This window comes from Nocardioides marmoribigeumensis (assembly GCF_031458325.1).
GTDB classification, from domain to species: Bacteria; Actinomycetota; Actinomycetes; order Propionibacteriales; family Nocardioidaceae; genus Marmoricola_A; species Marmoricola_A marmoribigeumensis.
Window position 1 is genome coordinate 420,456 of sequence record NZ_JAVDYG010000001.1, and the last position, 19,909, is coordinate 440,364.

General features: G+C 73.4%; 22 protein-coding genes. 11 read left to right on the forward strand and 11 right to left on the reverse strand.

Annotated features, from left to right (window positions below):
- Nucleotides 1-46: 46 nt before the first annotated feature.
- The 7 genes from J2S63_RS02035 to J2S63_RS02065 all read right to left on the reverse strand — a co-directional run bounded on the left by J2S63_RS02035 (nucleotide 47) and on the right by J2S63_RS02065 (nucleotide 6,698).
- Nucleotides 47-661 carry a response regulator gene (locus tag J2S63_RS02035; RefSeq protein WP_310297961.1) on the reverse strand — a complete coding sequence of 205 codons (615 nt, stop codon included), beginning with the start codon at nucleotides 659-661 and terminating at the stop codon, nucleotides 47-49.
- Nucleotides 658-1,818 carry a sensor histidine kinase gene (locus J2S63_RS02040; RefSeq protein ID WP_310297964.1) on the reverse strand — a complete coding sequence of 387 codons (1,161 nt, stop codon included), beginning with the start codon at nucleotides 1,816-1,818 and terminating at the stop codon, nucleotides 658-660. The genes J2S63_RS02035 and J2S63_RS02040 overlap by 4 nt, the downstream gene beginning before the upstream one ends.
- Nucleotides 1,819-1,959: 141 nt before the next feature.
- On the reverse strand, nucleotides 1,960-3,114 hold the full coding sequence (dusB, locus tag J2S63_RS02045) for a tRNA dihydrouridine synthase DusB (protein ID WP_310297967.1): 1,155 nt from the start codon (nucleotides 3,112-3,114) through the stop codon (nucleotides 1,960-1,962).
- Nucleotides 3,115-3,138: 24 nt separating this feature from the next.
- Nucleotides 3,139-4,188, reverse strand: a complete 1,050-nt coding sequence (locus tag J2S63_RS02050) for a hypothetical protein (RefSeq protein WP_310297970.1) — start codon at nucleotides 4,186-4,188, stop codon at nucleotides 3,139-3,141.
- A gap of 1 nt (nucleotide 4,189) precedes the next feature.
- On the reverse strand, nucleotides 4,190-4,888 hold the full coding sequence (locus tag J2S63_RS02055) for a hypothetical protein (RefSeq protein ID WP_310297973.1): 699 nt from the start codon (nucleotides 4,886-4,888) through the stop codon (nucleotides 4,190-4,192).
- Nucleotides 4,889-4,913: 25 nt separating this feature from the next.
- A complete protein-coding gene (locus J2S63_RS02060) occupies nucleotides 4,914-6,323 on the reverse strand; it encodes a glycine--tRNA ligase (protein WP_310297975.1) in 1,410 nt (469 codons plus the stop codon).
- 60 nt (nucleotides 6,324-6,383) lie between these two features.
- Nucleotides 6,384-6,698, reverse strand: coding sequence for an antibiotic biosynthesis monooxygenase family protein (locus tag J2S63_RS02065; protein ID WP_310297978.1), 315 nt, complete (start codon nucleotides 6,696-6,698; stop codon nucleotides 6,384-6,386).
- 61 nt (nucleotides 6,699-6,759) lie between these two features.
- On the opposite strand from J2S63_RS02065, the gene J2S63_RS02070 reads away from it, so the two are divergent.
- The 4 genes from J2S63_RS02070 to J2S63_RS02085 are packed head-to-tail and all read left to right on the forward strand — an operon-like array spanning nucleotide 6,760 to nucleotide 9,806.
- A complete protein-coding gene (locus tag J2S63_RS02070) occupies nucleotides 6,760-7,614 on the forward strand; it encodes a metal ABC transporter substrate-binding protein (RefSeq protein ID WP_310297980.1) in 855 nt (284 codons plus the stop codon).
- Nucleotides 7,611-8,405, forward strand: coding sequence for a metal ABC transporter ATP-binding protein (locus tag J2S63_RS02075; RefSeq protein WP_310297982.1), 795 nt, complete (start codon nucleotides 7,611-7,613; stop codon nucleotides 8,403-8,405). The genes J2S63_RS02070 and J2S63_RS02075 overlap by 4 nt, the downstream gene beginning before the upstream one ends.
- Nucleotides 8,405-9,406 carry a metal ABC transporter permease gene (locus J2S63_RS02080; RefSeq protein ID WP_374725128.1) on the forward strand — a complete coding sequence of 334 codons (1,002 nt, stop codon included), beginning with the start codon at nucleotides 8,405-8,407 and terminating at the stop codon, nucleotides 9,404-9,406. Before J2S63_RS02075 ends, J2S63_RS02080 begins: the two co-directional genes overlap by 1 nt.
- Complete coding sequence (locus tag J2S63_RS02085; RefSeq protein WP_310297988.1) at nucleotides 9,393-9,806, forward strand: Fur family transcriptional regulator; 414 nt, start codon at nucleotides 9,393-9,395, stop codon at nucleotides 9,804-9,806. The genes J2S63_RS02080 and J2S63_RS02085 overlap by 14 nt, the downstream gene beginning before the upstream one ends.
- A gap of 6 nt (nucleotides 9,807-9,812) precedes the next feature.
- Here the strand turns inward: J2S63_RS02085 and J2S63_RS02090 are convergent, their stop codons facing one another.
- Nucleotides 9,813-10,991: an ROK family transcriptional regulator gene (locus J2S63_RS02090; RefSeq protein WP_310297991.1), complete on the reverse strand. Its 1,179-nt coding sequence runs from the start codon at nucleotides 10,989-10,991 to the stop codon at nucleotides 9,813-9,815.
- A gap of 84 nt (nucleotides 10,992-11,075) precedes the next feature.
- On the opposite strand from J2S63_RS02090, the gene J2S63_RS02095 reads away from it, so the two are divergent.
- The 5 genes from J2S63_RS02095 to J2S63_RS02115 all read left to right on the forward strand — a co-directional run bounded on the left by J2S63_RS02095 (nucleotide 11,076) and on the right by J2S63_RS02115 (nucleotide 15,454).
- A complete protein-coding gene (locus J2S63_RS02095; protein ID WP_310297994.1) occupies nucleotides 11,076-12,107 on the forward strand; it encodes a sugar ABC transporter substrate-binding protein in 1,032 nt (343 codons plus the stop codon).
- A gap of 89 nt (nucleotides 12,108-12,196) precedes the next feature.
- On the forward strand, nucleotides 12,197-13,204 hold the full coding sequence (locus J2S63_RS02100; RefSeq protein ID WP_310297997.1) for an ABC transporter permease: 1,008 nt from the start codon (nucleotides 12,197-12,199) through the stop codon (nucleotides 13,202-13,204).
- Nucleotides 13,201-14,019 carry an ATP-binding cassette domain-containing protein gene (locus J2S63_RS02105; protein WP_310297999.1) on the forward strand — a complete coding sequence of 273 codons (819 nt, stop codon included), beginning with the start codon at nucleotides 13,201-13,203 and terminating at the stop codon, nucleotides 14,017-14,019. Before J2S63_RS02100 ends, J2S63_RS02105 begins: the two co-directional genes overlap by 4 nt.
- Nucleotides 14,016-14,885, forward strand: a complete 870-nt coding sequence (locus tag J2S63_RS02110) for a sugar phosphate isomerase/epimerase family protein (protein WP_310298001.1) — start codon at nucleotides 14,016-14,018, stop codon at nucleotides 14,883-14,885. Before J2S63_RS02105 ends, J2S63_RS02110 begins: the two co-directional genes overlap by 4 nt.
- Nucleotides 14,882-15,454 carry a nucleoside/nucleotide kinase family protein gene (locus tag J2S63_RS02115; RefSeq protein WP_310298003.1) on the forward strand — a complete coding sequence of 191 codons (573 nt, stop codon included), beginning with the start codon at nucleotides 14,882-14,884 and terminating at the stop codon, nucleotides 15,452-15,454. The genes J2S63_RS02110 and J2S63_RS02115 overlap by 4 nt, the downstream gene beginning before the upstream one ends.
- A gap of 18 nt (nucleotides 15,455-15,472) precedes the next feature.
- Here the strand turns inward: J2S63_RS02115 and J2S63_RS02120 are convergent, their stop codons facing one another.
- The 3 genes from J2S63_RS02120 to J2S63_RS02130 all read right to left on the reverse strand — a co-directional run bounded on the left by J2S63_RS02120 (nucleotide 15,473) and on the right by J2S63_RS02130 (nucleotide 17,438).
- Nucleotides 15,473-15,742 (reverse strand): hypothetical protein, encoded by a 270-nt coding sequence (locus J2S63_RS02120; RefSeq protein ID WP_310298006.1) that lies wholly within the window; start codon nucleotides 15,740-15,742, stop codon nucleotides 15,473-15,475.
- A gap of 134 nt (nucleotides 15,743-15,876) precedes the next feature.
- Entirely contained in the window at nucleotides 15,877-16,707 is an 831-nt protein-coding gene (locus J2S63_RS02125) for a S8 family serine peptidase (protein ID WP_310298009.1), read from the reverse strand.
- Complete coding sequence (locus tag J2S63_RS02130) at nucleotides 16,704-17,438, reverse strand: GAF domain-containing protein (protein WP_310298011.1); 735 nt, start codon at nucleotides 17,436-17,438, stop codon at nucleotides 16,704-16,706. The genes J2S63_RS02125 and J2S63_RS02130 overlap by 4 nt, the downstream gene beginning before the upstream one ends.
- Before the next feature lie 54 nt (nucleotides 17,439-17,492).
- On the opposite strand from J2S63_RS02130, the gene J2S63_RS02135 reads away from it, so the two are divergent.
- The gene (locus tag J2S63_RS02135; RefSeq protein ID WP_310298012.1) at nucleotides 17,493-18,149 is read left to right on the forward strand and encodes a Crp/Fnr family transcriptional regulator; all 657 of its coding nucleotides are present in this window, start codon (nucleotides 17,493-17,495) and stop codon (nucleotides 18,147-18,149) included.
- A gap of 25 nt (nucleotides 18,150-18,174) precedes the next feature.
- On the forward strand, nucleotides 18,175-19,866 hold the full coding sequence (locus tag J2S63_RS02140) for an MFS transporter (protein WP_310298013.1): 1,692 nt from the start codon (nucleotides 18,175-18,177) through the stop codon (nucleotides 19,864-19,866).
- Nucleotides 19,867-19,909 lie beyond the last annotated feature (43 nt).

Here is a 19,909-nt window from a genome sequence, read left to right on the forward strand (position 1 = left end):
ACCACCCCCACAGGGGTGTGACCAAGGTCCTGAAGCGGTCGGTCTCTCACAGCCAGCCGTTGTCCTGCGCGATGCGGGCCGCCTGGGCCCGGGTCGCCGCCCCGGTCTTGCCGATCGCCCCGGACAGGTGGTTGCGCACCGTGCCCTCGCTCAGGGTCAGCTGCCGCGCGATCGTGGCCACCGTCGCCCCACCCAGCGCGCAGCGCAGCACCTCGGTCTCGCGCGGCGTCAGCGGCGACTCCCCCACCGCCAGCGAGTCGGCCGCGAGCAGCGGGTCCACGACGCGCAGGCCCCGGTGCACCCGGCGTACGGCGTCGGCGAGCTGGCGCGCCGGGGTGTCCTTGACCAGGAAGCCGTCCACGCCGGCCGCCAGCGCCCGGCGCAGGAACCCGGGGCGCCCGAAGGTGGTGACGATGAGGACGCGCACCTGCGGCAGCTGGGCCTTGACCTCGGCCGCGGCCCGGATCCCGTCGAGGCCGGGCATCTCGACGTCGAGCACCGCGACGTCGACGTCGTGGGCCCGGCACGCCGCCAGCACGTGGTCGCCGCGGTCCACCTCCGCGACGACCTGCAGGTCGCTCTCGAGGTCGAGCAGAGCGGCCAGGGCGCCCCGCACGAGCGCCTGGTCGTCGGCGACCAGCAGCCGCACGACCCCGCTCACGGCCCCACCTCGAGGATGAACTCGCCCCCGGAGCGGACCGCCCTCAGCCGGGCCCCCACGGCGTCCGCGCGCTCGCGCAGCCCCCGCAGTCCGTGGCCCTCGTCGGCGTGGCGGTGCGTGGTCGCCACGCCGTCGTTGCGGATGACCACCCGGTCGGCGGTGAGCTCGATCTCGCACCTCCGCGCGGCGCTGTGCCGCACGACGTTGGTGACGCCCTCGCGGATCGTCCAGGCGAACAGCTCGCGCAGGTCGCCCACGACGTCGTCGACCGAGGTCGGCACGAGCGCCTCGATGCCGGCGGCGGCCAGCGTCCCGCGGGCGCGGGCGATCTCGCCGGGCAGGGTGATCTCGCGGTAGCCGTGCACCGCTCGGCGTACGTCGGCCAGCGCGTCGCGGCTGAGCCGCTCGAGGTCCGCGACCTCGGCAGCGGCCCGCGGGTCCCCGCTCTCCAGCAGCCGGCCCGCGAGCTCGGACTTGACCGCGATGACGGTCAGGCTGTGCCCGAGGATGTCGTGCAGGTCGCGGGCGAAGCGGTTGCGCTCCTGGTCGAGCAGCAGCGCCTCGTTCTCCTGCCTCATGCGCACGAGGTCGATGTTGCGCGCCAGGATCTGCTTGACCGCCCAGAGCAGGAACGCCCCGACGAGGGCGAAGACCGGGAAGTCGAGGTCGGCGTCCCACCCGGGCACCGTCACGACGGCGACCACGCCGGCGCCCGAGATCAGCAGGACCAGGGGCACCGCCACACGCGAGGGGAGCACCATCGCGGCGGTCGCGGTGACGAAGATGATCCCGCCGAGCGCGGCCTCCCCCAGCCCGGGGTACTCCAGCAGGTTGAGCACCACGAGCACGCCGACGACGACCAGGCCCTGCCGCAGCGGCAGCTCGGCCTGCAGCAGCTCGTCACGCAGCAGCTTCAGCTGCCAGAAGGCGTAGAGGTAGACCAGCGCGAACAGCGCCACCGCCACCAGCGCCACCACCTCGGCGCTGGTCGAGGGCGGCAGGTGGTCGACGACCGGCTCGAGCAGGAAGACCAGCCAGATCCCGGCGATCCAGATGCCGAACCGTCCGGCGAACCCCTCGGCCGAGCCGTCGAGCGAGCGCAACGGGACACCCTCCGGGCCGCGGTCCGGGTCGGCGCTCACCATGGGGCTCCCCATGGGCCGAGGGTAGTCGGACGGGGCCTCCCCCACTCCCCCTCCGAGCGGGGGTCAGCACCCGGTCCGCCCCGCAGGCCCAGTGTCGGGTGGAGCGGGGGCCACGACCCACGACAGGTGTCACGGGTGGCGGCCGGGAGCGGGCTAACCTCCCGAGCCGGACTGCACGTCCTCGCGCAGGTCGGCCGCCGGGTCGAGGTCGTAGGAGCGGTCGGCGAGCCAGCCCTCGGGCAGGACCACGCGGCGCGGGCTGCCCTGACGGCCGCGCGGCGTGCCCAGCTCACGCACCGGGAACTCCTCGGCCGGGTCGAGGTCGGCGAGCAGCTCGTCGAGCGCGGCGAGCGAGGAGACCAGGGCGAGGCGGTGGCGCAGGTCGCCGCCGGCGGCGAAGCCCTTGAGGTACCACGCCACGTGCTTGCGGAACTCGGTGCAGCCCTTCTCCTCGCCCATCAGGTCGCTGAGCAGCTCGGCGTGCCGCCGCATCACGTCGACGACCTCGCCCAGCCGCGGCAGGGTCTGGGTCTCGCGGCCGGCGAAGGCGTCGGCGAGGTCGCGGAACAGCCAGGGACGCCCCAGGCAGCCGCGGCCCACGACCACACCGGCCGCGCCGGTGTGCTCGAGCATCGCCAGCGCGTCGCGGGCCTCCCACACGTCACCGTTGCCGAGCACGGGGATGTCGACGGCCGCGACCAGCTCGCCGATCGAGTCCCAGTCGGCGCGACCGCTGTAGGCCTGGGCCACCGTGCGCCCGTGCAGCGCGATCGCGGCCGCCCCGGTCTCCTGCGCCACCCGGCCGGCGTCGAGGAACGTCAGGTGGTCCTCGTCGATGCCCTTGCGGGTCTTCATCGTGACCGGCACGGCGTACGGCGCCGCGGCGCCGACCGCCGCGGTGAGGATGCGGGCCAGCAGGTCGGTCTTCCACGGCAGCGCTCCCCCGCCGCCCTTGCGGGTCACCTTGGGCACCGGGCAGCCGAAGTTGAGGTCGACGTGGTGGACGCCGTACTCGTCGCACAGGATGCGGGTCGCCTCGCCGACGTAGGTCGGGTCGGTGCCGTAGAGCTGCACCGAGCGGACCTCCTCGTCCTCGGGGAAGGCGAGCATCGAGCGGGTGACCGCGTCGCCCTCGACCAGGCCGCGGCTGGTGATCATCTCGCAGACGTAGAGCCCCGCCCCCTGCTCGCGGCACAGCTGGCGGTAGGCCGCGTTGGTGATGCCGGCCATCGGGGCGAGCACGACGGGGGTCTCGACGACGAGGTCACCGAGCCGCAGCGGCGGGGCGGCGGTCGCGAGGGTGGTCATGCCCCCATTGTCCCCGTTGTCGCCTCAGCCGAGGAGCGAGGGCTGACCGGGGACCACGAGCCGGTAGAGCCCCGGCACCTCGGACCGCTGCTCGCAGGTGCCGGCGGGGAGCCGGCACACCACCACGCGACCCTCGGTCGGGTCGGGTCCCACCGGGTCGTAGCTCTCGATGCGCTTCCCGGTGCCGACGACGTAGAAGGAGTCGTCGGGGAGCCAGCCGCCGAAGTACTGCGCCCGGTCGGGGAAGTCGACGGGGACGCGCTTGCCGGTCGAGGCGTCGAAGACCTCGGTGCGGTCCGGCGCACTGACGTCGACTGCGAACCGCTGGTCCGGGGAGTAGAGGCCGTACTGCAGGTCGACCGGACCGCTCTCGGGCGAGGCCCCCGCCCGGCGCCCGCGGTAGGCGTCGACGACGACGCTGACCGGCTCCTCCGGGAACTCGCCCCCCGGGTTGCGCTCCGGTGCGGCCTCGACCTCGCCGGTCGCCAGGTCGGCGCGGTAGCGGGTGCCGCTGCCCTCGGCGACGGTCCAGTAGGCGTGGGTGCCGTCCTCGTCGAAGCCGAGGAAGGTCGGGTCGAGCTCCTCGTACCTGTCGCCCAGGTCGTCGCCGAACGAGCCGCCCATGTGGGAGTGGTCGGTCAGGACGGTCTCGCCCGTACGGGCGTCGACGACCACCACCTCGCGGATGCGACCGGCGGGCCGCAACGGCCCGTGCTGGTCGACCCACCCGGCGTACCTCCCGTCGGGCGAGGCCACGACCTGCGTGCCCCGGGTGTTGCCGGGCAGCGCCGTCCACGTCTCGCCGTCGAAGAACCCCCAGGTGGTGAAGGCGTCCCTCGTGCCGTCGTCGGCCAGCTCGACGAAGAAGCCGTAGTCGGTGACGGCGAGCCCGCGGACGCGTCGCGGCAGCGTGAGCTGCTCGTCGCCGTAGTGCAGGGTGCGGCCGTAGGCCCACGCGACCTGCTGGGGGTCGAAGCGAGGCTCCCCCGTGCTCGGCACCGACACGTCGCCGCAGCCGACGAGGAGGCCGGCGGCCAGTGCGAGACCGAGCGGAGGTGCCCCCCAGCGCCTCATGTCAGCCCTTGCCGGCCTTCTTCTTCGGCTTCTTCTTGGGCTTGACCACCGGCTTCTGCACCTGGCCGTGCCACTCGATCGGGTCGAAGGAGGCCAGCGGGCGGTAGCTCACGCCCTCCAGGGAGCCCTTGTTGGGCGAGAGGAACACCAGACAGGTGCGGAAGGTGTCGCCCGGGGCGAACTTGTCGGGCAGCGAGTCGGTCGGGCACTTCTTGAACGCCGAGGTGAACTTCACCGGCGGCAGCAGGGTGTTGGTGCCGCTGATCCCCCACAGCGGGGTGTCGATGCCGCCGGTCGGCTTGTCGCCGGCGTTCTTCACCGTCACGCGGACGTAGAAGTAGCTGGCGTTCTTCTTCAGCGGGTCGCTCATGTCGAAGCCCACGAAGTCCTTGAGCTGCCCCTGCTTGGCCGCGGTCACCGTGAGGCCCAGGATCGAGCTGCGGTTGCGGATCGTGTAGTCGACGATGGCGGTGTCACCGAAGGCGAGCTGGCTGCCGGGCTCGGTCAGGTCGACGCCGGAGGGCGACTCGGTGGGCTCCGTCGAGCCGGTCGCGCTCGGCGACACCGAGGCCGACGGCTCGTCGCCGGCCTTGCCGGAGTCGGAGCAGCCGGCGACGCCCGAGAGGGCGAGCGCGGCGGAGGAGGCGACCCCGATGGCGAGGTGGGTCCGGCGGGCGCGGGGGTGCGGACGCGTGATCACGTGCGTCATTGTGCCGCCCCGGGCCTCAGCACCCGAGGAGGCGCTCCGCGAACCACCCGCGCACCTGGGAGATGCCCACGCGCTCCTGCGACATCGAGTCGCGCTCGCGGATCGTGACGGCGTCGTCCTCGAGGGAGTCGAAGTCCACGGTCAGGCAGTAGGGCGTGCCGATCTCGTCCTGGCGGCGGTAGCGCCGACCGATCGCGCCGGCGTCGTCGAAGTCGATGTTCCAGTGCTGGCGCAGCTCCTGGGCGACGGCCTTGGCCTTGGGGCTGAGGTCGGCGTTGCGGGAGAGCGGCAGCACCGCGACCTTGACCGGCGCGAGACGCGGGTCGAGCCGCAGCACGGTGCGCTTGTCCACGCCGCCCTTGGTGTTCGGCGCCTCGTCCTCGTGGAAGGCGTCGACCAGGAACGTCATCAGGCTGCGCGAGAGGCCCGCTGCCGGCTCGATGACGTAGGGCGTGTAGCGCTCGTTGGCGGCCTGGTCGAAGTACGACAGGTCCTGGCCCGAGTGCTCGCTGTGTGTCCTGAGGTCGAAGTCGGTGCGGTTGGCGATGCCCTCGAGCTCGCCCCACTCCGAGCCGGCGAAGTTGAAGCGGTACTCGATGTCGACCGTGCGCTTGGAGTAGTGACTGAGCTTCTCGGTCGGGTGCTCGTAGTGGCGCAGGTTCTCCTTGCGGATGCCCAGGTCGACGTACCACTGCGTGCGCTCGTCGATCCAGTACTGGTGCCACTCCTCGTCGCTGCCCGGCACGACGAAGAACTCCATCTCCATCTGCTCGAACTCACGGGTGCGGAAGATGAAGTTGCCCGGCGTGATCTCGTTGCGGAAGCTCTTGCCGATCTGCGCGATGCCGAACGGCGGCTTGCGGCGCGAGCTGGTCACCACGTTGGTGAAGTTGAGGAAGATGCCCTGCGCGGTCTCGGGGCGCAGGTAGTGCAGGCCGGACTCGTCGTCGACGACGCCGAGGTAGGTCTTGAGCAGGCCGGAGAACTGCCGCGGCTCGGTCCAGGCGCCGCGGGTGCCGCAGTTGGGGCAGGCCACCGTCGACAGGTCGACGTCGTCGGGGCTGTCCAGTCCCTTCTTCTCGGCCACCTGCTCCTGCAGGTGGTCGGCGCGGAAGCGCTTGTGGCACGACTGGCACTCGGTGAGCGGGTCCGCGAAGGTCGCGACGTGGCCACTGGCCTCCCAGGTCTGGCGCGGCAGGATGACCGAGGAGTCGAGACCGACGACGTCCTCGCGACCCTGCACGGTCGCCTTCCACCACTGGCGCTTGATGTTCTCCTTGAGCTCCACACCGAGCGGGCCGTAGTCCCAGGCCGACTTCGTGCCGCCGTAGATCTCGCCGCAGGGGAAGACGAAACCCCTCCGCTTCGCCAGGCTCACCACCTGGTCGACGGTCGCACCGGGCTTGAGGGTCTTCTGCTCTGACATGCGGGCGCACTCCTGGCTTGGGTGGCGGGACGGGAAGTGGCCAAGCGTAGACCGCGACGGTCAGCCGCGCGGACGGGCCTCGTTGAGCGCCTCGCCGGGCCGGACCACCTCGTAGGCCGTCGGCTCGTCGAGCGCTCTGCCGAGCGTCTCCCAGGCACGCAGCTTGACGTCGTACGCCGAGAGCGCGCGCCGGTAGGCGCCGGGTCCCTCCCATCGGGTCTGGAGCACCCACAGGGTCGGGTCGTCGACGTTGCGCCCGACCGTCCCGTCGACGTACCCCCGCTGCTCGGAGAGGACGACCAGCGCCTCCTCGATCGCGGGCCGGAAGCCGGCCTCCTCGGCGGGGTCGACGGTGAAGCGGGTCAGCACGAGCATCCCCCGAGCCTAGGACCGAGCGGGTTTGAAAATCGTTCTCATCTGCCTGAGAATGATTCTCATGCGCTTCCTCGCCCCGGTGCTCGCCGCCGGGCTCCTGCTCCCGACGCTCACGGCGTGCTCGAACGGCGACGGGTCGTCCGGGGACCTCGAGGTGGTCGCCTCGTTCTACCCGCTGCAGTACGTCGCCCAGCGCGTCGCCGGCGACCACGCGACGGTGGAGTCGCTGACCGCCCCGGGCAAGGAGCCGCACGACTCCGAGCTGACCGTGCGACAGACCGCCGACGTGGCCCGGGCGGACGTGGTCGTCACCCTCGGCGGCTTCCAGCCGAGCGTCGACGACGCCGTGGACCAGGAGGCCGACGGCGCGGTCGTGGACGCGCACGAGGAGGTGCGCGGCGACGACCCCCACTTCTGGCAGGACCCGACCCGGCTGGCCGCCGTGGCCCAGCGCGTCGGCAGCGCGCTGGCCAAGGCCGACGCCGCGCACGCGGCGGACTACCGGCGCAACGCGCAGGAGCTCGTGGGCGACCTGCGCGCGCTGGACCGGGCCTACCGCTCCGGGCTCGCCGACTGCCGGGTCGACACCGTCGTGGTGAGCCACGACGCCTTCGGCTACCTCGACCGCTACGGCCTCGACGTCGTCGGCATCACCGGCCTCTCGCCCGATGCCGAGCCCTCCCCCGCCAGGCTGCGGGACCTGGCCGACCTCATCCGGCGCACGGGGGTGACGACCGTCTTCAGCGAGACGCTGGTCAGCCCCGCGGTCGCCCGCACGCTCGCCGAGGAGGTCGGGGTCCGCACCGCGACCCTGGACCCGGTCGAGGGGCTGACCGACGAGACCGCCGACCTGGACTACCTCTCCCTGATGAGGCGCAACCTCGAGGCGCTGCGCACCGCCGGGAGCTGCACGTGAGCGCCGTCGCCGGCACGGTCGTCGACCTCGAGGACGTCGCCGTCACCCTCGGCGGCCGGCCGGTCCTGCGCGGCGTGGACCTGCACGTGCAGGCGGGCGAGGTGGTCGCGATCCTCGGCGCCAACGGGTCGGGCAAGTCCACCCTCGTCCGCACGATGCTGGGGCTGCTGCAGGCCCGGCGCGGGTCGGTGACGCTGTTCGGCACGCCGCTGGCCGACCTGGTCGACCGCCACCGGGTCGGCTACGTCCCCCAGCGCACCACCGCGACCGCCGGCGTCCCCGCGTCGGTGTGGGAGGTCGTCTGCGCCGGTCGTCTCGCCCGTCGCCGCGCCTGGCAGCCGATGCGTGCCGCCGACCGCCGCGCCGTGCGCGCCGCCCTGGAGGCCGTCGACCTCGCCGACCGGGCCCGGGACGGCGTTGCCACGCTCTCCGGCGGCCAGCAGCAGCGCGTGCTCATCGCGCGCGCCCTGGCCGGGGAGCCCGACCTGCTCGTCCTCGACGAGCCGACCGCCGGCGTGGACCTCGCCCACCAGCAGGTGTTCGCCGACCTGCTCACCACTCTCACCCAGCGCGGACTGACCGTCGTCCTGGTCGCCCACGAGCTCGGCCCCCTGGCTCCCCTGATCACCCGGTCGGTGGTGATGCGCGACGGCCGGGTGGCCTACGACGGCCCGCCGGTCGAGGCGTTCACCGACGTGCACGCCCACCACCACCCGGTCGCGACGCCGGTCGACCACCACCCGCAGCTGCGCACGGCGTTCGACGACCGACAGAGGGGGCGGACGAGGTGATCGACCTGCTCACGCTGGACTTCATGCTGCGGGCCCTGCTCGCCGCCTTCGTCACGGGCCTGGCCGCACCGGCCGTCGGCACCTACCTCGTCCAGCGCCGCCAGGCCCTGATGGGCGACGGCATCGGGCACGTCGCGGTGACCGGCGTGGCCGTGGGCCTGCTCACCCACACCTCCCCCGTGCTCGCCGCCGTCGTGGTCGCGGTCCTGGCCGCGCTGCTGATCGAGGCGATGCGCGACCGCGGCACCAGCGGCGACGTCGCCCTCGCCCTGCTGTTCTACGGCGGCATCGCCGGCGGCGTGCTCATCACCGGCCTGGCCGGCCAGTCCGCCGCGACCCTCAACCGGTTCCTGTTCGGCTCGATCACCACCGTCGACTCCGGCGACCTCGGTGTCGTCGTCGGGCTCGCGGTCGTGGTCATCGTCGTGGCGCTCGGCCTGTCGGCACGGCTCTTCGCGGTCGCCCAGGACCCCGACTTCGCGCGCGTCGCGGGGCTGCGGGTCGGCGCGTGGAACGTGCTGGTCTCGGTCCTCGCCGCCGTCACGGTCACCGTCGCGATGCGCACCGTCGGGCTGCTGCTGGTCAGCGCCCTCATGGTCGTGCCGGTGGCGACGGCCCAGCAGGTCACCCGCACCTTCCGCGCCACGCTGCTCGGCTCGATGGCCCTGGGGACCGTCGCCTCGGTCGCCGGGCTGGTGTTCTCGGCGTACGTCGACGCGGCGCCGGGCGCGAGCATCGTCGTCCTCGCGCTGGCGGGCTTCTGCCTGGCCTGGCCGGTCGGGGCCGCACTGCGCAGGCGGCAGCGGATGCTCAGCCCCTTCGGCTCCGAGGAGGAGATGGTGCTCGCGGTCGAGGAGCCGCACACCGTCGTGCCCGAGGACCACGGCCACGAGCACGGCCCGGACTGCGGGCACCGCGCGGTGCAGCACGGCGACCACGTCGACTACGTCCACGACGGCCACCGCCACGCCCCGCACGGAGGCCACTATGACGAGCACTGAGCCGGGGCTCCCGGAGGGGACACGACCGACCCGGCAGCGTCGCGCGGTCGTCGCCGCGCTGGGCCGGCAGGACGAGTTCCGCTCCGCCCAGGAGATCCACGAGGTGCTGCGCGAGGAGGGCGACCGGGTCGGGCTCGCCACCGTCTACCGCACGCTCCAGGCCCTCGCCGCGGGTGAGGACGTCGACGTCCTGCGCGGGGAGGACGGCGAGACCCGCTACCGCCTGTGCTCGGGGTCGCACCACCACCACCTGGTGTGCCGCGACTGTGGGCGGGCCGTCGAGGTCGAGGGTCCCGCGGTCGAGCGGTGGGCCGACGCGGTCGCCCGCGAGCACGGCTTCGACGAGGTCAGCCACACCGTCGAGCTGGTCGGCCGCTGCGGCGACTGCCGCCCCGGCTGACCGGGGTCACGACCCCAGCAGGACCTGCCGGCTGAGCTCGTGCGCGAGCCCGCGCACGCCGGCGTCGTGACCGAGGACGCTGGGCCCGATGCGCAGCGACCTGGTCGCCAGCGGCAGCGACCGGGCGTAGACCCGCTCGCGGACCCCCGCCACGAGGGCGTCCCCCGCCAGGCCCAGGGAGCCCCCGACCAGCACCTGCTCGGGGTTGACCAGCGACACCGCGGTCGCGATGGCGCTGCCCAGCACCCGGCCCGCGTCGGCGGTCAGCTGGCGGGCGACGGGGTGGCCGGCCACCAGGTGGGTCAGGAAGCCGCCGAGGTCCTCGGCCTCGAGCCCCCGGGCCCGCGCGTCGCGCACCAGGGCCCACCCCCCGGCGTACGCCTCGACGCACGCGACCTTGCCGCAGCGGCACGGCGGGCGGTCCTCGCGCAGCCCGGCGACGTCGGCCTCGGTGTGCCCGATGTCGCCGGCCGCGCCCGCGGCACCGCGGATCACGTGGCCGCCGCTCACGATGCCCGCGCCGACGCCGGTGCCGACCTTGACCACGAGGAGGTCGGTCAGGTGACGGCCGCCCTCGGCGGCCGCGGCGACCTCGCCGACAGCCATCGCGTTGACGTCGTTCTCGACCATCGTCGCGGCCCCCGGGTGCCAGCGCGACAGCGCGGAGCGGGCGTCGAAGCCGTTCCACCCGGTCATGATCGGCGGGTCCACCACGAGGCCGGACGGGTAGGCGATCGGGCCGGGGAGGCTCAGCGCGGCGCCCCACGGCTCGCCGTCGGGCAGCAGCCGGCGCCAGCCCTCGCGGACGGTCGCGAGCACGGCGTCGGGGCCGTCGGCGATCTCGCTGTCCAGCTCGGCCACGTCCTCGACCATGCCGGCGAGGTCGCAGCGCGCGACCCGCATGCCCGAGGCGCCGACGTCGGCCACCAGCAGCGCGCCCGCGGAGGCGTTGAGCCGGTGGATGGTCGCGGGCCGGCCGCGGCCGTTGACCCGCTCCTCCTGCGCGAGGAGGAGACCCGCATCGAGGAGCCGCTCGAGCCGGGCGGTGACGGTGACGCGCGCCCAGCCGGTGAGCGCGGCGACGTCGGCGCGGGAGAGCGCGGCGCCCTGCTGGAAGAGCGCCAGGGCGGCCGCGAGACCGGGCTCGCCCAGCACGGAGCGGCCCGGCGGCGGGGAGGACGTCATGTCCGACAGTCTCGCAGATTTGTCTATTGACGAACACCCCAGGGGGGATTAATGTCCACCGAAAGACATATTAGGAGGAAGTCCATGCAGCACTCTCTGCGCCTCGCCGGCGCCCTGGTCCTCACCGGGACCCTCGTCCTCTCCGGCTGCGGGTCCGACGGCGGCTCCGACGGCGGTTCCGACGGCAGCAACGGCTCGGGTGGCGGTGGCGGTGGCGACAAGATCGCCGCGGTCATCAAGGGCCTCGACAACCCGTTCTTCCAGGCCATGGAGGACGGGATCAACGCGCAGGCAGAGGAGGACTCGGTCTCGGTGACCGTCCAGGCCGCCCAGAGCATCACCGACACCACCGGCCAGTCCGACAAGCTCAGCGCCCTCGCCCAGCAGGACTACGGCTGCTTCGTGGTCAACCCGATCTCGGGCACCAACCTGGTCAACGGCCTGGCCCGCATCGGCGCCAAGGACATCCCGATCGTCAACATCGACTCCCCCGTCGACGCCAAGGCGGCGAAGGCAGCCGGGGTGGACCTGACGACCTACATCGGCACCGACAACACCGAGGCCGGCGGCAAGGCCGGCGACGCGATGGTCGAGGCCGTCGGCTCCGGCAAGGTGGCGCTCATCGGCGGCATCTCCGGCGACGTCACCAGCGGCGCCCGGCTCGACGGGTTCACCAAGGCCGTCGAGGGCAAGCTCGACATCGTCCAGACCACGGCCGCCGACTGGGAGCGCCAGAAGGCGCTGACCGCGGCCACCACGATCATGGACAAGAACCCCGACCTCAAGGGCTTCTTCGCCGCCAACGACGACATGGGCCTCGGCATCGTGCAGGCGGTCAAGAACGCCGGCAAGACCGGCAAGGTGACGGTGATCAGCGTCGACGGCAACAAGGACGCCCTCCAGGCCGTCCAGGCCGGCGACCTCTACGCCACCGTCGCGCAGTACCCGTACGCCGTCGGCCAGCTCGGCGTCCAGGCGTGCGAGAAGGCGATGGCCGGCGACGAGGTGCCGGACAACATCGTGTCGCCGACCGCCCTGGTCACCAAGGACAAGGCCGCCGAGGCGATCGCCAAGTTCCCCGCCCCCTTCGAGGCCTTCGAGAACCCCCTCGACTGACGCCCGCGAGACGACGAGTGACGACGACCGTGCAGAACCTGCAGAATGCCCCAGCCCGCGCCACCGCGGGAGAGAGTCGAGGTGAGGTCATGAGCACCTCCACGACCGAGCCGGCCCAGCCGGCCCAGCCGGCAGGACCGGTGGAGACCCCGCCGCGCTCCTCCCTCAAGGCCCGCCTCGGCGAGGTCTCGTGGCCCGAGCTGGCCGCCCCCGCCGCCCTCGTGGTCCTGGTGGTCGGCTTCGCGATCGGCGACGGCGGCTTCCTGTCGACCGGCAACGTCGGGGCGATGCTGCAGGCCTCGGCGATCCTGGTGGTCCTCGTCCTCGGGCAGACCTTCGTGGTGGCCACCGCCGGCATCGACCTGTCGGTGGCCTCCACGATGACCCTCTCCGCGATCGCGCTCGGCGAGGTCTTCTCCCGCACCGGCTCGATCGTGCTGGCCATGCTCTGCGCGGTCGTCACCGGGCTGGTGGTCGGGCTGGTCAACGGCCTCCTGATCGCCAAGGGAGGGATCACCGACTTCGTGGTCACCCTCGGCATGCTGTCGGCGGCGTCGGGCCTGGCGCTCATCGCCTCCGACGGCAAGCCGACCCAGGTGATCGACAAGTTCCTGCTCACGCTGTCGGTCGACGGGTTCGGCATCATCACCTGGGCCGTCCTGCTCGCCGCGGTCCTCGCGGTGCTCGCCCACCTCGTGCTCTTCCGCACCGCGTTCGGCGTGCACCTGCTGGCGATCGGTGGCTCCACCCGCGCGGCCCGCGCCACCGGCGTCGCGGCCGACCGGGTCAAGGTCGCGGCGTACGCCGTGTCCGGCTCGTGCGCGGGCATCGCCGCGGTCCTGCTCGTGGGCCGCGTCGGCGCCGCCGAGCCGGCCAGCAACACCAGCTTCCTGCTCAACTCCGTCGCCGCCGTCGTCCTCGGCGGGGTCAGCCTGTTCGGTGGCCGGGCCACGATCGCCAGCCCGGTCGCGGGAGCGCTGCTCCTCACCGTGCTGGTCAACGGCCTGACCCGCTTCGGGCTCTCGGAGTTCTACCAGCCGCTCGCGGTCGGCGTGGTCGTCATCGCCGCCGCCTTCCTCGCGAGGTTCGACCGATGACCACCGTCCCCCAGCAGAAGGACGCCCCCGCCGACCAGGGCACCGTGCTCCTCGAGGCCCACGGGCTGTCGAAGTCCTACGGCCAGGTCCAGGCGCTGCGCGACGGGCACCTGCAGGTCCGCGCCGGTCGCGTCACCGCGATCATCGGCGACAACGGGGCCGGCAAGTCGACGCTGGTCGGCTGCCTGGCCGGCATGCACCGTCCCGACGGCGGCACGATCGAGGTCCGCGGCGAGCCCCGGACCTTCTCGGGCCCGCAGGCCGCCCGCGCCGCCGGCATCGAGACGGTCTTCCAGGACCTGGCCCTGGTCGACACGCTGCGCGTCTGGCAGAACCTCTTCCTCGGACGCGAGCTCGGCGCCGGCGCCGGGCCCCTGCGCTGGCTCAAGCGCGGCACCATGCGCAAGGAGGCGGCCACGATGGTCGGCGCGCTGGCGGTCAACGTGCCGTCGGTCGACGCCCGAGTCAACGGCCTGTCCGGCGGTCAGCGCCAAGCCGTGGCCCTCGCCCGGGCGGCCGGCTGGGGCTCCGACCTGGTCATCCTCGACGAGCCCACCGCGGCGCTCGGCGTGCAGGAGACCGCCAAGGTCGAGGAGATGATCCTCGGACTCCGTCAGCAGGGCCTCGGCATCGTGCTGATCAGCCACAACTTCGACCAGGTGCTGCGGGTCGCCGACGACGTGTTCGTCATGCGCTCCGGCCGCACCGTCGCCCGCCGCGAGACCGAGGGCACGACCGGCCAGGAGCTGGTCGGCCTGGTCACCGGCGCCGTGATCGACCCGCACCCGTTCGGCAACCAGACAGGACAGTCATGACCTCCGCCCGCCAGCCCCTCCAGCTCGGCCTCCACGCCCTCGTCTGGGTCGGCGACTGGACACCCCGGTCGGCCGAGCACGCGATCTCCTCGACCGCCGCGCTCGGGTTCGACCTGATCGAGGTGCCGTTGCTCGACCCGTCCACGGTGGACGGCGCCATGACCCGCAGGCTGCTCGACGAGCACGGGCTCGGCGCCGCGTGCTCCCTCGGGCTCGACCCGTCGGCCGACGTCTCCAGCGAGGACCCGGCCGTCGTCGCCCGGGGCCGCGACCTGCTCGGCCAGGCCGTCGACGCCGCCGCCGAGATGGGCGCGACCGACCTGTGCGGCGTGCTCTACTCCGTGCTCGCGAAGTACCCCGCTCCCCTGACCGACCGCTCCCGCGCCCACGTCGTGGAGTCGATGGCCTGGCTGGCCGACCGCGCCGCCGGCAGCGGCCTGCGGGTCAACCTCGAGGTGGTCAACCGCTACGAGACCAACGTGGTCAACACCACCGCCGACATGCTCACCCTCATCGGCGACACCGGCGCGGACCTCGGCGTGCACCTGGACACCTACCACATGCACATCGAGGAGAACGGGATGACGGAGGCGGTCCACCAGGCCGTCGACGCGGGCCGTCTGCGCTACGTCCACGTCGGGGAGTCCCACCGCGGCTACCTCGGCACCGGCAACGTCGACTTCGACACCTTCTGCGCGACCCTGCGCGAGGTGGAGTACGCCGGCCCCGTGGTCTTCGAGAGCTTCAGCTCCGCCGTGGTGCACCCGACGCTGTCCAACCAGCTCGCCGTGTGGCGCAACCTCTGGGACGACTCGGAGGACCTCGCCAAGCACGCGATGGCCTTCCTCGCCGAGCGGCTGCGATGACCTCGGTGCCCCGCCGGATCATCGGCATCACCGGGCCGCCCGGCGTCGGCAAGACGACGTACGCCGTGCAGGTGGCCACCGACCTCGGTGGCGTCCACCTGCCGATGGACGGCTTCCACCTGGCCGACGTCTCGCTCGACCGGCTCGGCCTGCGGGAGCGCAAGGGGGCGCCGGAGACCTTCGACGCCTGGGGGTACGCCGCCCTGCTCGCGCGGCTGCGGGCCCGTCCCGCCGAGGTCGTCTACGCCCCGGCCTTCGAGCGCGACCTCGAGCAGCCGCTGGCCGGTGCGATCGCGATCGGCCCGTCGGCCGACGTGGTGGTGACCGAGGGCAACTACCTGCTGCTGGACACCCCGGAGTGGCGTGCGGTGCGCGCCCAGGTCGACGAGGTCTGGTACCTCGACCAGGACGACGACCTGCGCCACGAGCGCCTGGTCGAGCGGCACGTGCGGTTCGGGAAGAGCCTCGACCAGGCACGCGCCTGGGTGGCGCGCGTCGACGACGTCAACGCCGAGCTGATCGCACGCACGCGTGCGCAGGCCGACCGGGTGGTCGACCTGCGCGCGTGACCCCAGCCCGTGGGTCGGTCAGCTGTGGCTGTTGAGCTTGTGCCCCTCGACGCCCTCGTCGTCGTCCGGCACGGCCTGGTTCCAGGAGATCCGGTGACCCTCGGTCTCCTCGTCACCGACCACGGTGTGGCTGGTGTGCTTGTGGCCCTCGGTCTCCTCGTCGACGAGCGTGTGGCTGGTCAGCTTGTGGCCCTCGGTCTCCTCGTCGTCGACGAGCGTGTGACTGGTCAGCTTGTGACCGGAGACGTCGTCGAAGGTCTCCTCGCCGGGCTGGAACTTGCTGCTCATGGCTGCCTCCTGTGGCTGGTGAACGGTGTGTCCGCGGTCCACTCTCGCCCCCCGTGGGCCGAGAGACCGTTCGCTGCCCGACACAAGCACCGTCGGATCGGCGACACAAGAAGACAAGGTCCTGCCACGTCGGGTCAGTCGGCGTTGCGGGCCACCGCGTGGAGGACCGACTTGACCTGGAACGGGGTGAGGCCGGGGTGCTTGCTCAGCACCCGCGCCACCATGCCCGCGACGTGCGGGGTCGCGAAGGAGTTGCCGCTGGCGTTGATCGTCGTGCCGTTGGTCCACGCCACGTCGAGGTCGATGCCGCGTGCCCCGAACTCGACCGGCGGTGAGGTGTTGTAGGCCAGGGCCTCGGGGTCGTCGCCGGGGAGTGCCGCCACCGAGAAGACCGAGGCGAACTGCGAGGGGTAGGTCGGACCGGGCAGGTTGTTGGCCGCGCAGACGAGCATGAGGTTGGCGAAGTACGCCTCGTCGGCCGCCTCGTGCAGGATCGCGTACCACTGGTCGCTCTTGGACGACAGGCTCATGTTGGCCACGTGCATGCCGTTGGCGATCGCCCACTGGATGCCGCCGTAGAACGCCGAGGTCTTGCCCTTGAGGTTGCTGCCCAGGACCCGCACGCTCCACAGCTCCACCCCCGGCGCGAGGGCGCGGACGATCGCCGCGCAGGCCGTGCCGTGTCCGTAGAGGTCCTCGTGCGGTCCCTCCACGACGCGGTAGCCCTCCTCGGCGTCGGGGGCGGGCTCGATCGCCACGGCGCCGGCCACACCGCCGACCGCGGGGTGGTCGGCGTCGACGCCGCTGTCGATGATCGCGACCTTGACCCCGGTCCCGTCGCCGCCGGCCCACGCCCAGTCGCGCCGCGGCTCGGGCAGCGGGAGCCCGGTGACCCGGCCCGGTCCCTGGCCGGTGAACGCGCCGGACCACGCGGGGAGACCCGGCCCCCCGGCCTCGTCGCTCATCGGCGCCCGCGCTCCGACCGCGCGAAGGTGGCCACCTGCTGCAGCACGCCCTGCGCGAGCCGGGCGCTCGCCGGGCCCGCGGCGGCGACCGATCGGAACGACTCGGCCAGCTCCCGCAGGGCGAGGCCCGCCTCGGGGTCGACCAGCGAGGCCAGCGCCTCGTCGAACTGCCCGGTGGCCTCGGGGTCGGCGAGCGTGCGCAGCAGGCCGGAGCCGAGGGCGTCGTACATCGCGGAGAGCCGGATTATCGCCGTCAGCTGCGAGGCGACCAGGCCGAGGAGGCCGAGGTCGCGCGCGGACTCCCCCACGCCGGGGTCGAGCACCTCGATCACGCCGGCGGGCTCGCCGTCGGCGTCGACCAGGGGCGCGGCCAGGATGGTGGTGGGGACGTAGTCGGTGGACTCCGCGACGTCGCGGGCGAAGCGCGTGTCGGTGGCGACGTCGGCGATGCGGATCGGCTCGCCCGCCATCGCCACCCAGCCGGCGATCCCCCGGCTGACCGGCATGGTGACCCCGATGATCGCCTCGCTGCCGATGCCGTCGGCGGCGACGAACCGCAGGGTCGCGCCGTCGGGCTCGACCAGGGCGACGGAGCACGCGGCGGCGTCGAAGGTCGCGCGGACCCCCGCCGTCGCAGCGGCCAGCTCCTGCTCGAGCCGGGAGGGTCGCGCGGCCTCCCCGAGTGCGTCCCCCAGTGCGGCGACGAGCGCCGCGGTGTCCCGGTCCGTCATGGCGCGCAGTCTGGCACGCTTGGCGGGCGGCAGCGCTGTGATACACCTGCGCCCATGGAGTGGCCCCTGCTCGCGTCCCTGCCGGACGAGGCCCGCGAGGCCGTGCTGCGAGCCGCCCGCCGACGCCGCTTCGCCCGCGGCGAGGTCGTCTTCCACGAGGGCGACCCGGCCGACTCCCTCCACCTGGTCCTCACCGGCCACGTCGCGGTCCAGGTCGCCACGCCCGGCGGTGACCGGGCCACCCTCAACGTGCTGGGACCCGGTGCGCACGTCGGCGAGCTCGCGCTCCTGCCCGACCGTCACGAGCGCTCCGCGACCGTGACCGCCCTCGACCAGGCCGAGACGCTCGTGCTGTCGGCCTCGTCCTTCGACCAGCTCAGGCTCGCGCACCCCGAGGTCAACGAGATGCTCGTCCTGCTGCTGGCCGAGCGCGTGCGTGAGCTGAGCGCACGGCTCCTCGAGGCGATGTACGACGGCCTCGACCGTCGGCTGCACCGCTGCCTCTACCGCCTCGGCCGGGTCTACGTCGACGGACCGGGCCCGGTGACCATCCCGATGACGCAGGACCAGCTCTCCGACCTCGTGGGCGGCACCCGCCCCTCGGTCAACCAGGTCCTGCAGCGGCTCGTCGACGAGGGCGTCGTCGAGCTCGGCCGTGGCCGCGTGGTCCTGCACGACATACGCACGCTGCGCCGCAAGGCCGCGCTCTGAGCAGCCCGGGGGGACCATGACGACCGTGACCACCAAGCCGACGCTGCGCTCGAGCCTGCGGCACCGCGACTACCGGCTGTTCATCGGGGCGTTCACCACCTCGTGCATCGGGTCGTGGGCCTACAACGTGGCGCTCGCGGTGTGGCTGATCGAGGCCACCGGGTCGGCGGGGTGGGTCGCCGGGTCGACGGTCGCGCGCTTCGCCCCGGCCCTGGTGATGAGCGCCTACGGCGGGGTGCTGGCCGAGCGCTTCGAGCGCGTGCGGCTGATGGTGCGCGTGGACTGGCTGTGCGCCGCCCTCATGGCCGTGATGGCCGGGCTCATGGCCCTCGGGGCGCCGGCGATCGCGGTGGTCCTGGTGGCGATGCTGACCTCGAGCCTGGGCCCGGTCTACCAGCCGGCGGCCGCGGCGATGACCCCGCAGCTGGTGCCCGAGCGCGACCTCGCCTCGGCCAACGCGCTGCGCAACACCGTCGACAACATCTGCGTGATCGCGGGTCCCGGCCTGGGGGCCCTGCTCCTCCTCGTGGCCGACCCCTGGCTGGCGGTCCTGGCCAACGCCCTGACCTTCGCCGTCTCCGCCCTCCTGGTCTCGGCGGTGCGCCAGCGCAGCGAGCCGGTCGACGTCACCGAGGGCGGGCAGGCAGGTCCGCTCGCGCAGATGCTGGTCGGCGTCCGCACGATCGGGGACTCCACGACCACCGCGGTGCTGGTCGGGTTCAGCGTGCTCGCCACGTTCGTCTACGGCACGGACACCGTGCTCTTCGTCGTGCTGTCGGAGGAGCGGCTCGGCACGGGCCCGGAGGGCTACGGCTACCTCCTCGCGGGTCTCGGTGTCGGTGGCGTGGCGGCGGCCGGCGTGGTCGCCCGCATGGAGCGGCTGCCGCGCCTCGGTCCGGTGATCGTGGCCGGGCTCGCGCTCTACTGCCTCCCCACGCTGCTCTTCCTCGTCATGGGGTCGCCGGCGCTGGCGTTCGCCGCGCAGGTCGTGCGCGGCGCCTCGACCCTGGTGGTCGACGTCCTGGCGATCACGGCGCTGCAGCGCGCGGTCCCCTCCGACCGCCTGGCGCGGGTCTTCGGCGCCTTCGACGGGCTGTGCCTGCTGGCGATCCTGGTCGCCTCGGTCCTCACGCCCGTCTCGCTCCACCTCGTCGGGCTCGACGTCACGCTGTGGGTCGTGGGGCTCGCGGTGCCGGTGCTCGGCCTCGCGGCCTGGCCGCTCCTGGCGCGGATGGACGCCGAGTCCGCCGGCCGCCGGGCGGCACTGGCGCCGCGCGTCCGGCTGCTGTCCGGGATCGGGCTGTTCGCGGAGGTCCGCGAGGGCGCGCTGGAGCAGTTGGCCGGCCAGGCCGAGGAGGTCTCGGTCCCGGCCGGGACGGCCGTGGTGACCCAGGGCGAGCCGGCCGACGCGTTCTACGTCATCGAGTCCGGCGACCTGGCCGTGAGCTCCACCGGGGAGGACGGGGTGGCGCGCGAGTTGCCCGAGATGGGGGCCGGCACCGGCTTCGGCGAGATCGGCCTGATCGAGGCCATCCCCCGCACGGCCACCGTGACCGCACGGACCGACGCCGCGCTGCTCAAGGTGTCCGGCCAGGCGTTCCTCGCCGCCCTCACCGCCGACCAGCCGTCGGCGGCGCTCCTCGACGGCGCCTCGGTGCGCCTGGGCCGCACGCACCCCGGCCGGTCGCTGACCCGCGCCGGCCTCGCCGAGGGGTGAGGCCGCCCCGAGGGCCGCGGTCCGGCTCGGGAACAATCGGCCC

Excerpts from the sequence above, each read along its gene's own strand:
- J2S63_RS02040 (WP_310297964.1), bottom strand. The coding sequence starts at position 1,818 with ATGGGGAGCCCCATGGTGAGCGCCGACCCGGACCGCGGCCCGGAGGGT.
- J2S63_RS02135 (WP_310298012.1), top strand. The coding sequence starts at position 17,493 with ATGGAGTGGCCCCTGCTCGCGTCCCTGCCGGACGAGGCCCGCGAGGCC.
- J2S63_RS02050 (WP_310297970.1), bottom strand. The coding sequence starts at position 4,188 with ATGAGGCGCTGGGGGGCACCTCCGCTCGGTCTCGCACTGGCCGCCGGC.
- dusB (WP_310297967.1), bottom strand. The coding sequence starts at position 3,114 with ATGACCACCCTCGCGACCGCCGCCCCGCCGCTGCGGCTCGGTGACCTC.
- J2S63_RS02125 (WP_310298009.1), bottom strand. The coding sequence starts at position 16,707 with ATGAGCGACGAGGCCGGGGGGCCGGGTCTCCCCGCGTGGTCCGGCGCG.
- J2S63_RS02100 (WP_310297997.1), top strand. The coding sequence starts at position 12,197 with ATGAGCACCTCCACGACCGAGCCGGCCCAGCCGGCCCAGCCGGCAGGA.
- J2S63_RS02110 (WP_310298001.1), top strand. The coding sequence starts at position 14,016 with ATGACCTCCGCCCGCCAGCCCCTCCAGCTCGGCCTCCACGCCCTCGTC.
- J2S63_RS02090 (WP_310297991.1), bottom strand. The coding sequence starts at position 10,991 with ATGACGTCCTCCCCGCCGCCGGGCCGCTCCGTGCTGGGCGAGCCCGGT.
- J2S63_RS02105 (WP_310297999.1), top strand. The coding sequence starts at position 13,201 with ATGACCACCGTCCCCCAGCAGAAGGACGCCCCCGCCGACCAGGGCACC.
- J2S63_RS02060 (WP_310297975.1), bottom strand. The coding sequence starts at position 6,323 with ATGTCAGAGCAGAAGACCCTCAAGCCCGGTGCGACCGTCGACCAGGTG.
- J2S63_RS02120 (WP_310298006.1), bottom strand. The coding sequence starts at position 15,742 with ATGAGCAGCAAGTTCCAGCCCGGCGAGGAGACCTTCGACGACGTCTCC.
- J2S63_RS02095 (WP_310297994.1), top strand. The coding sequence starts at position 11,076 with ATGCAGCACTCTCTGCGCCTCGCCGGCGCCCTGGTCCTCACCGGGACC.
- J2S63_RS02070 (WP_310297980.1), top strand. The coding sequence starts at position 6,760 with ATGCGCTTCCTCGCCCCGGTGCTCGCCGCCGGGCTCCTGCTCCCGACG.
- J2S63_RS02065 (WP_310297978.1), bottom strand. The coding sequence starts at position 6,698 with ATGCTCGTGCTGACCCGCTTCACCGTCGACCCCGCCGAGGAGGCCGGC.
- J2S63_RS02115 (WP_310298003.1), top strand. The coding sequence starts at position 14,882 with ATGACCTCGGTGCCCCGCCGGATCATCGGCATCACCGGGCCGCCCGGC.
- J2S63_RS02085 (WP_310297988.1), top strand. The coding sequence starts at position 9,393 with ATGACGAGCACTGAGCCGGGGCTCCCGGAGGGGACACGACCGACCCGG.
- J2S63_RS02130 (WP_310298011.1), bottom strand. The coding sequence starts at position 17,438 with ATGACGGACCGGGACACCGCGGCGCTCGTCGCCGCACTGGGGGACGCA.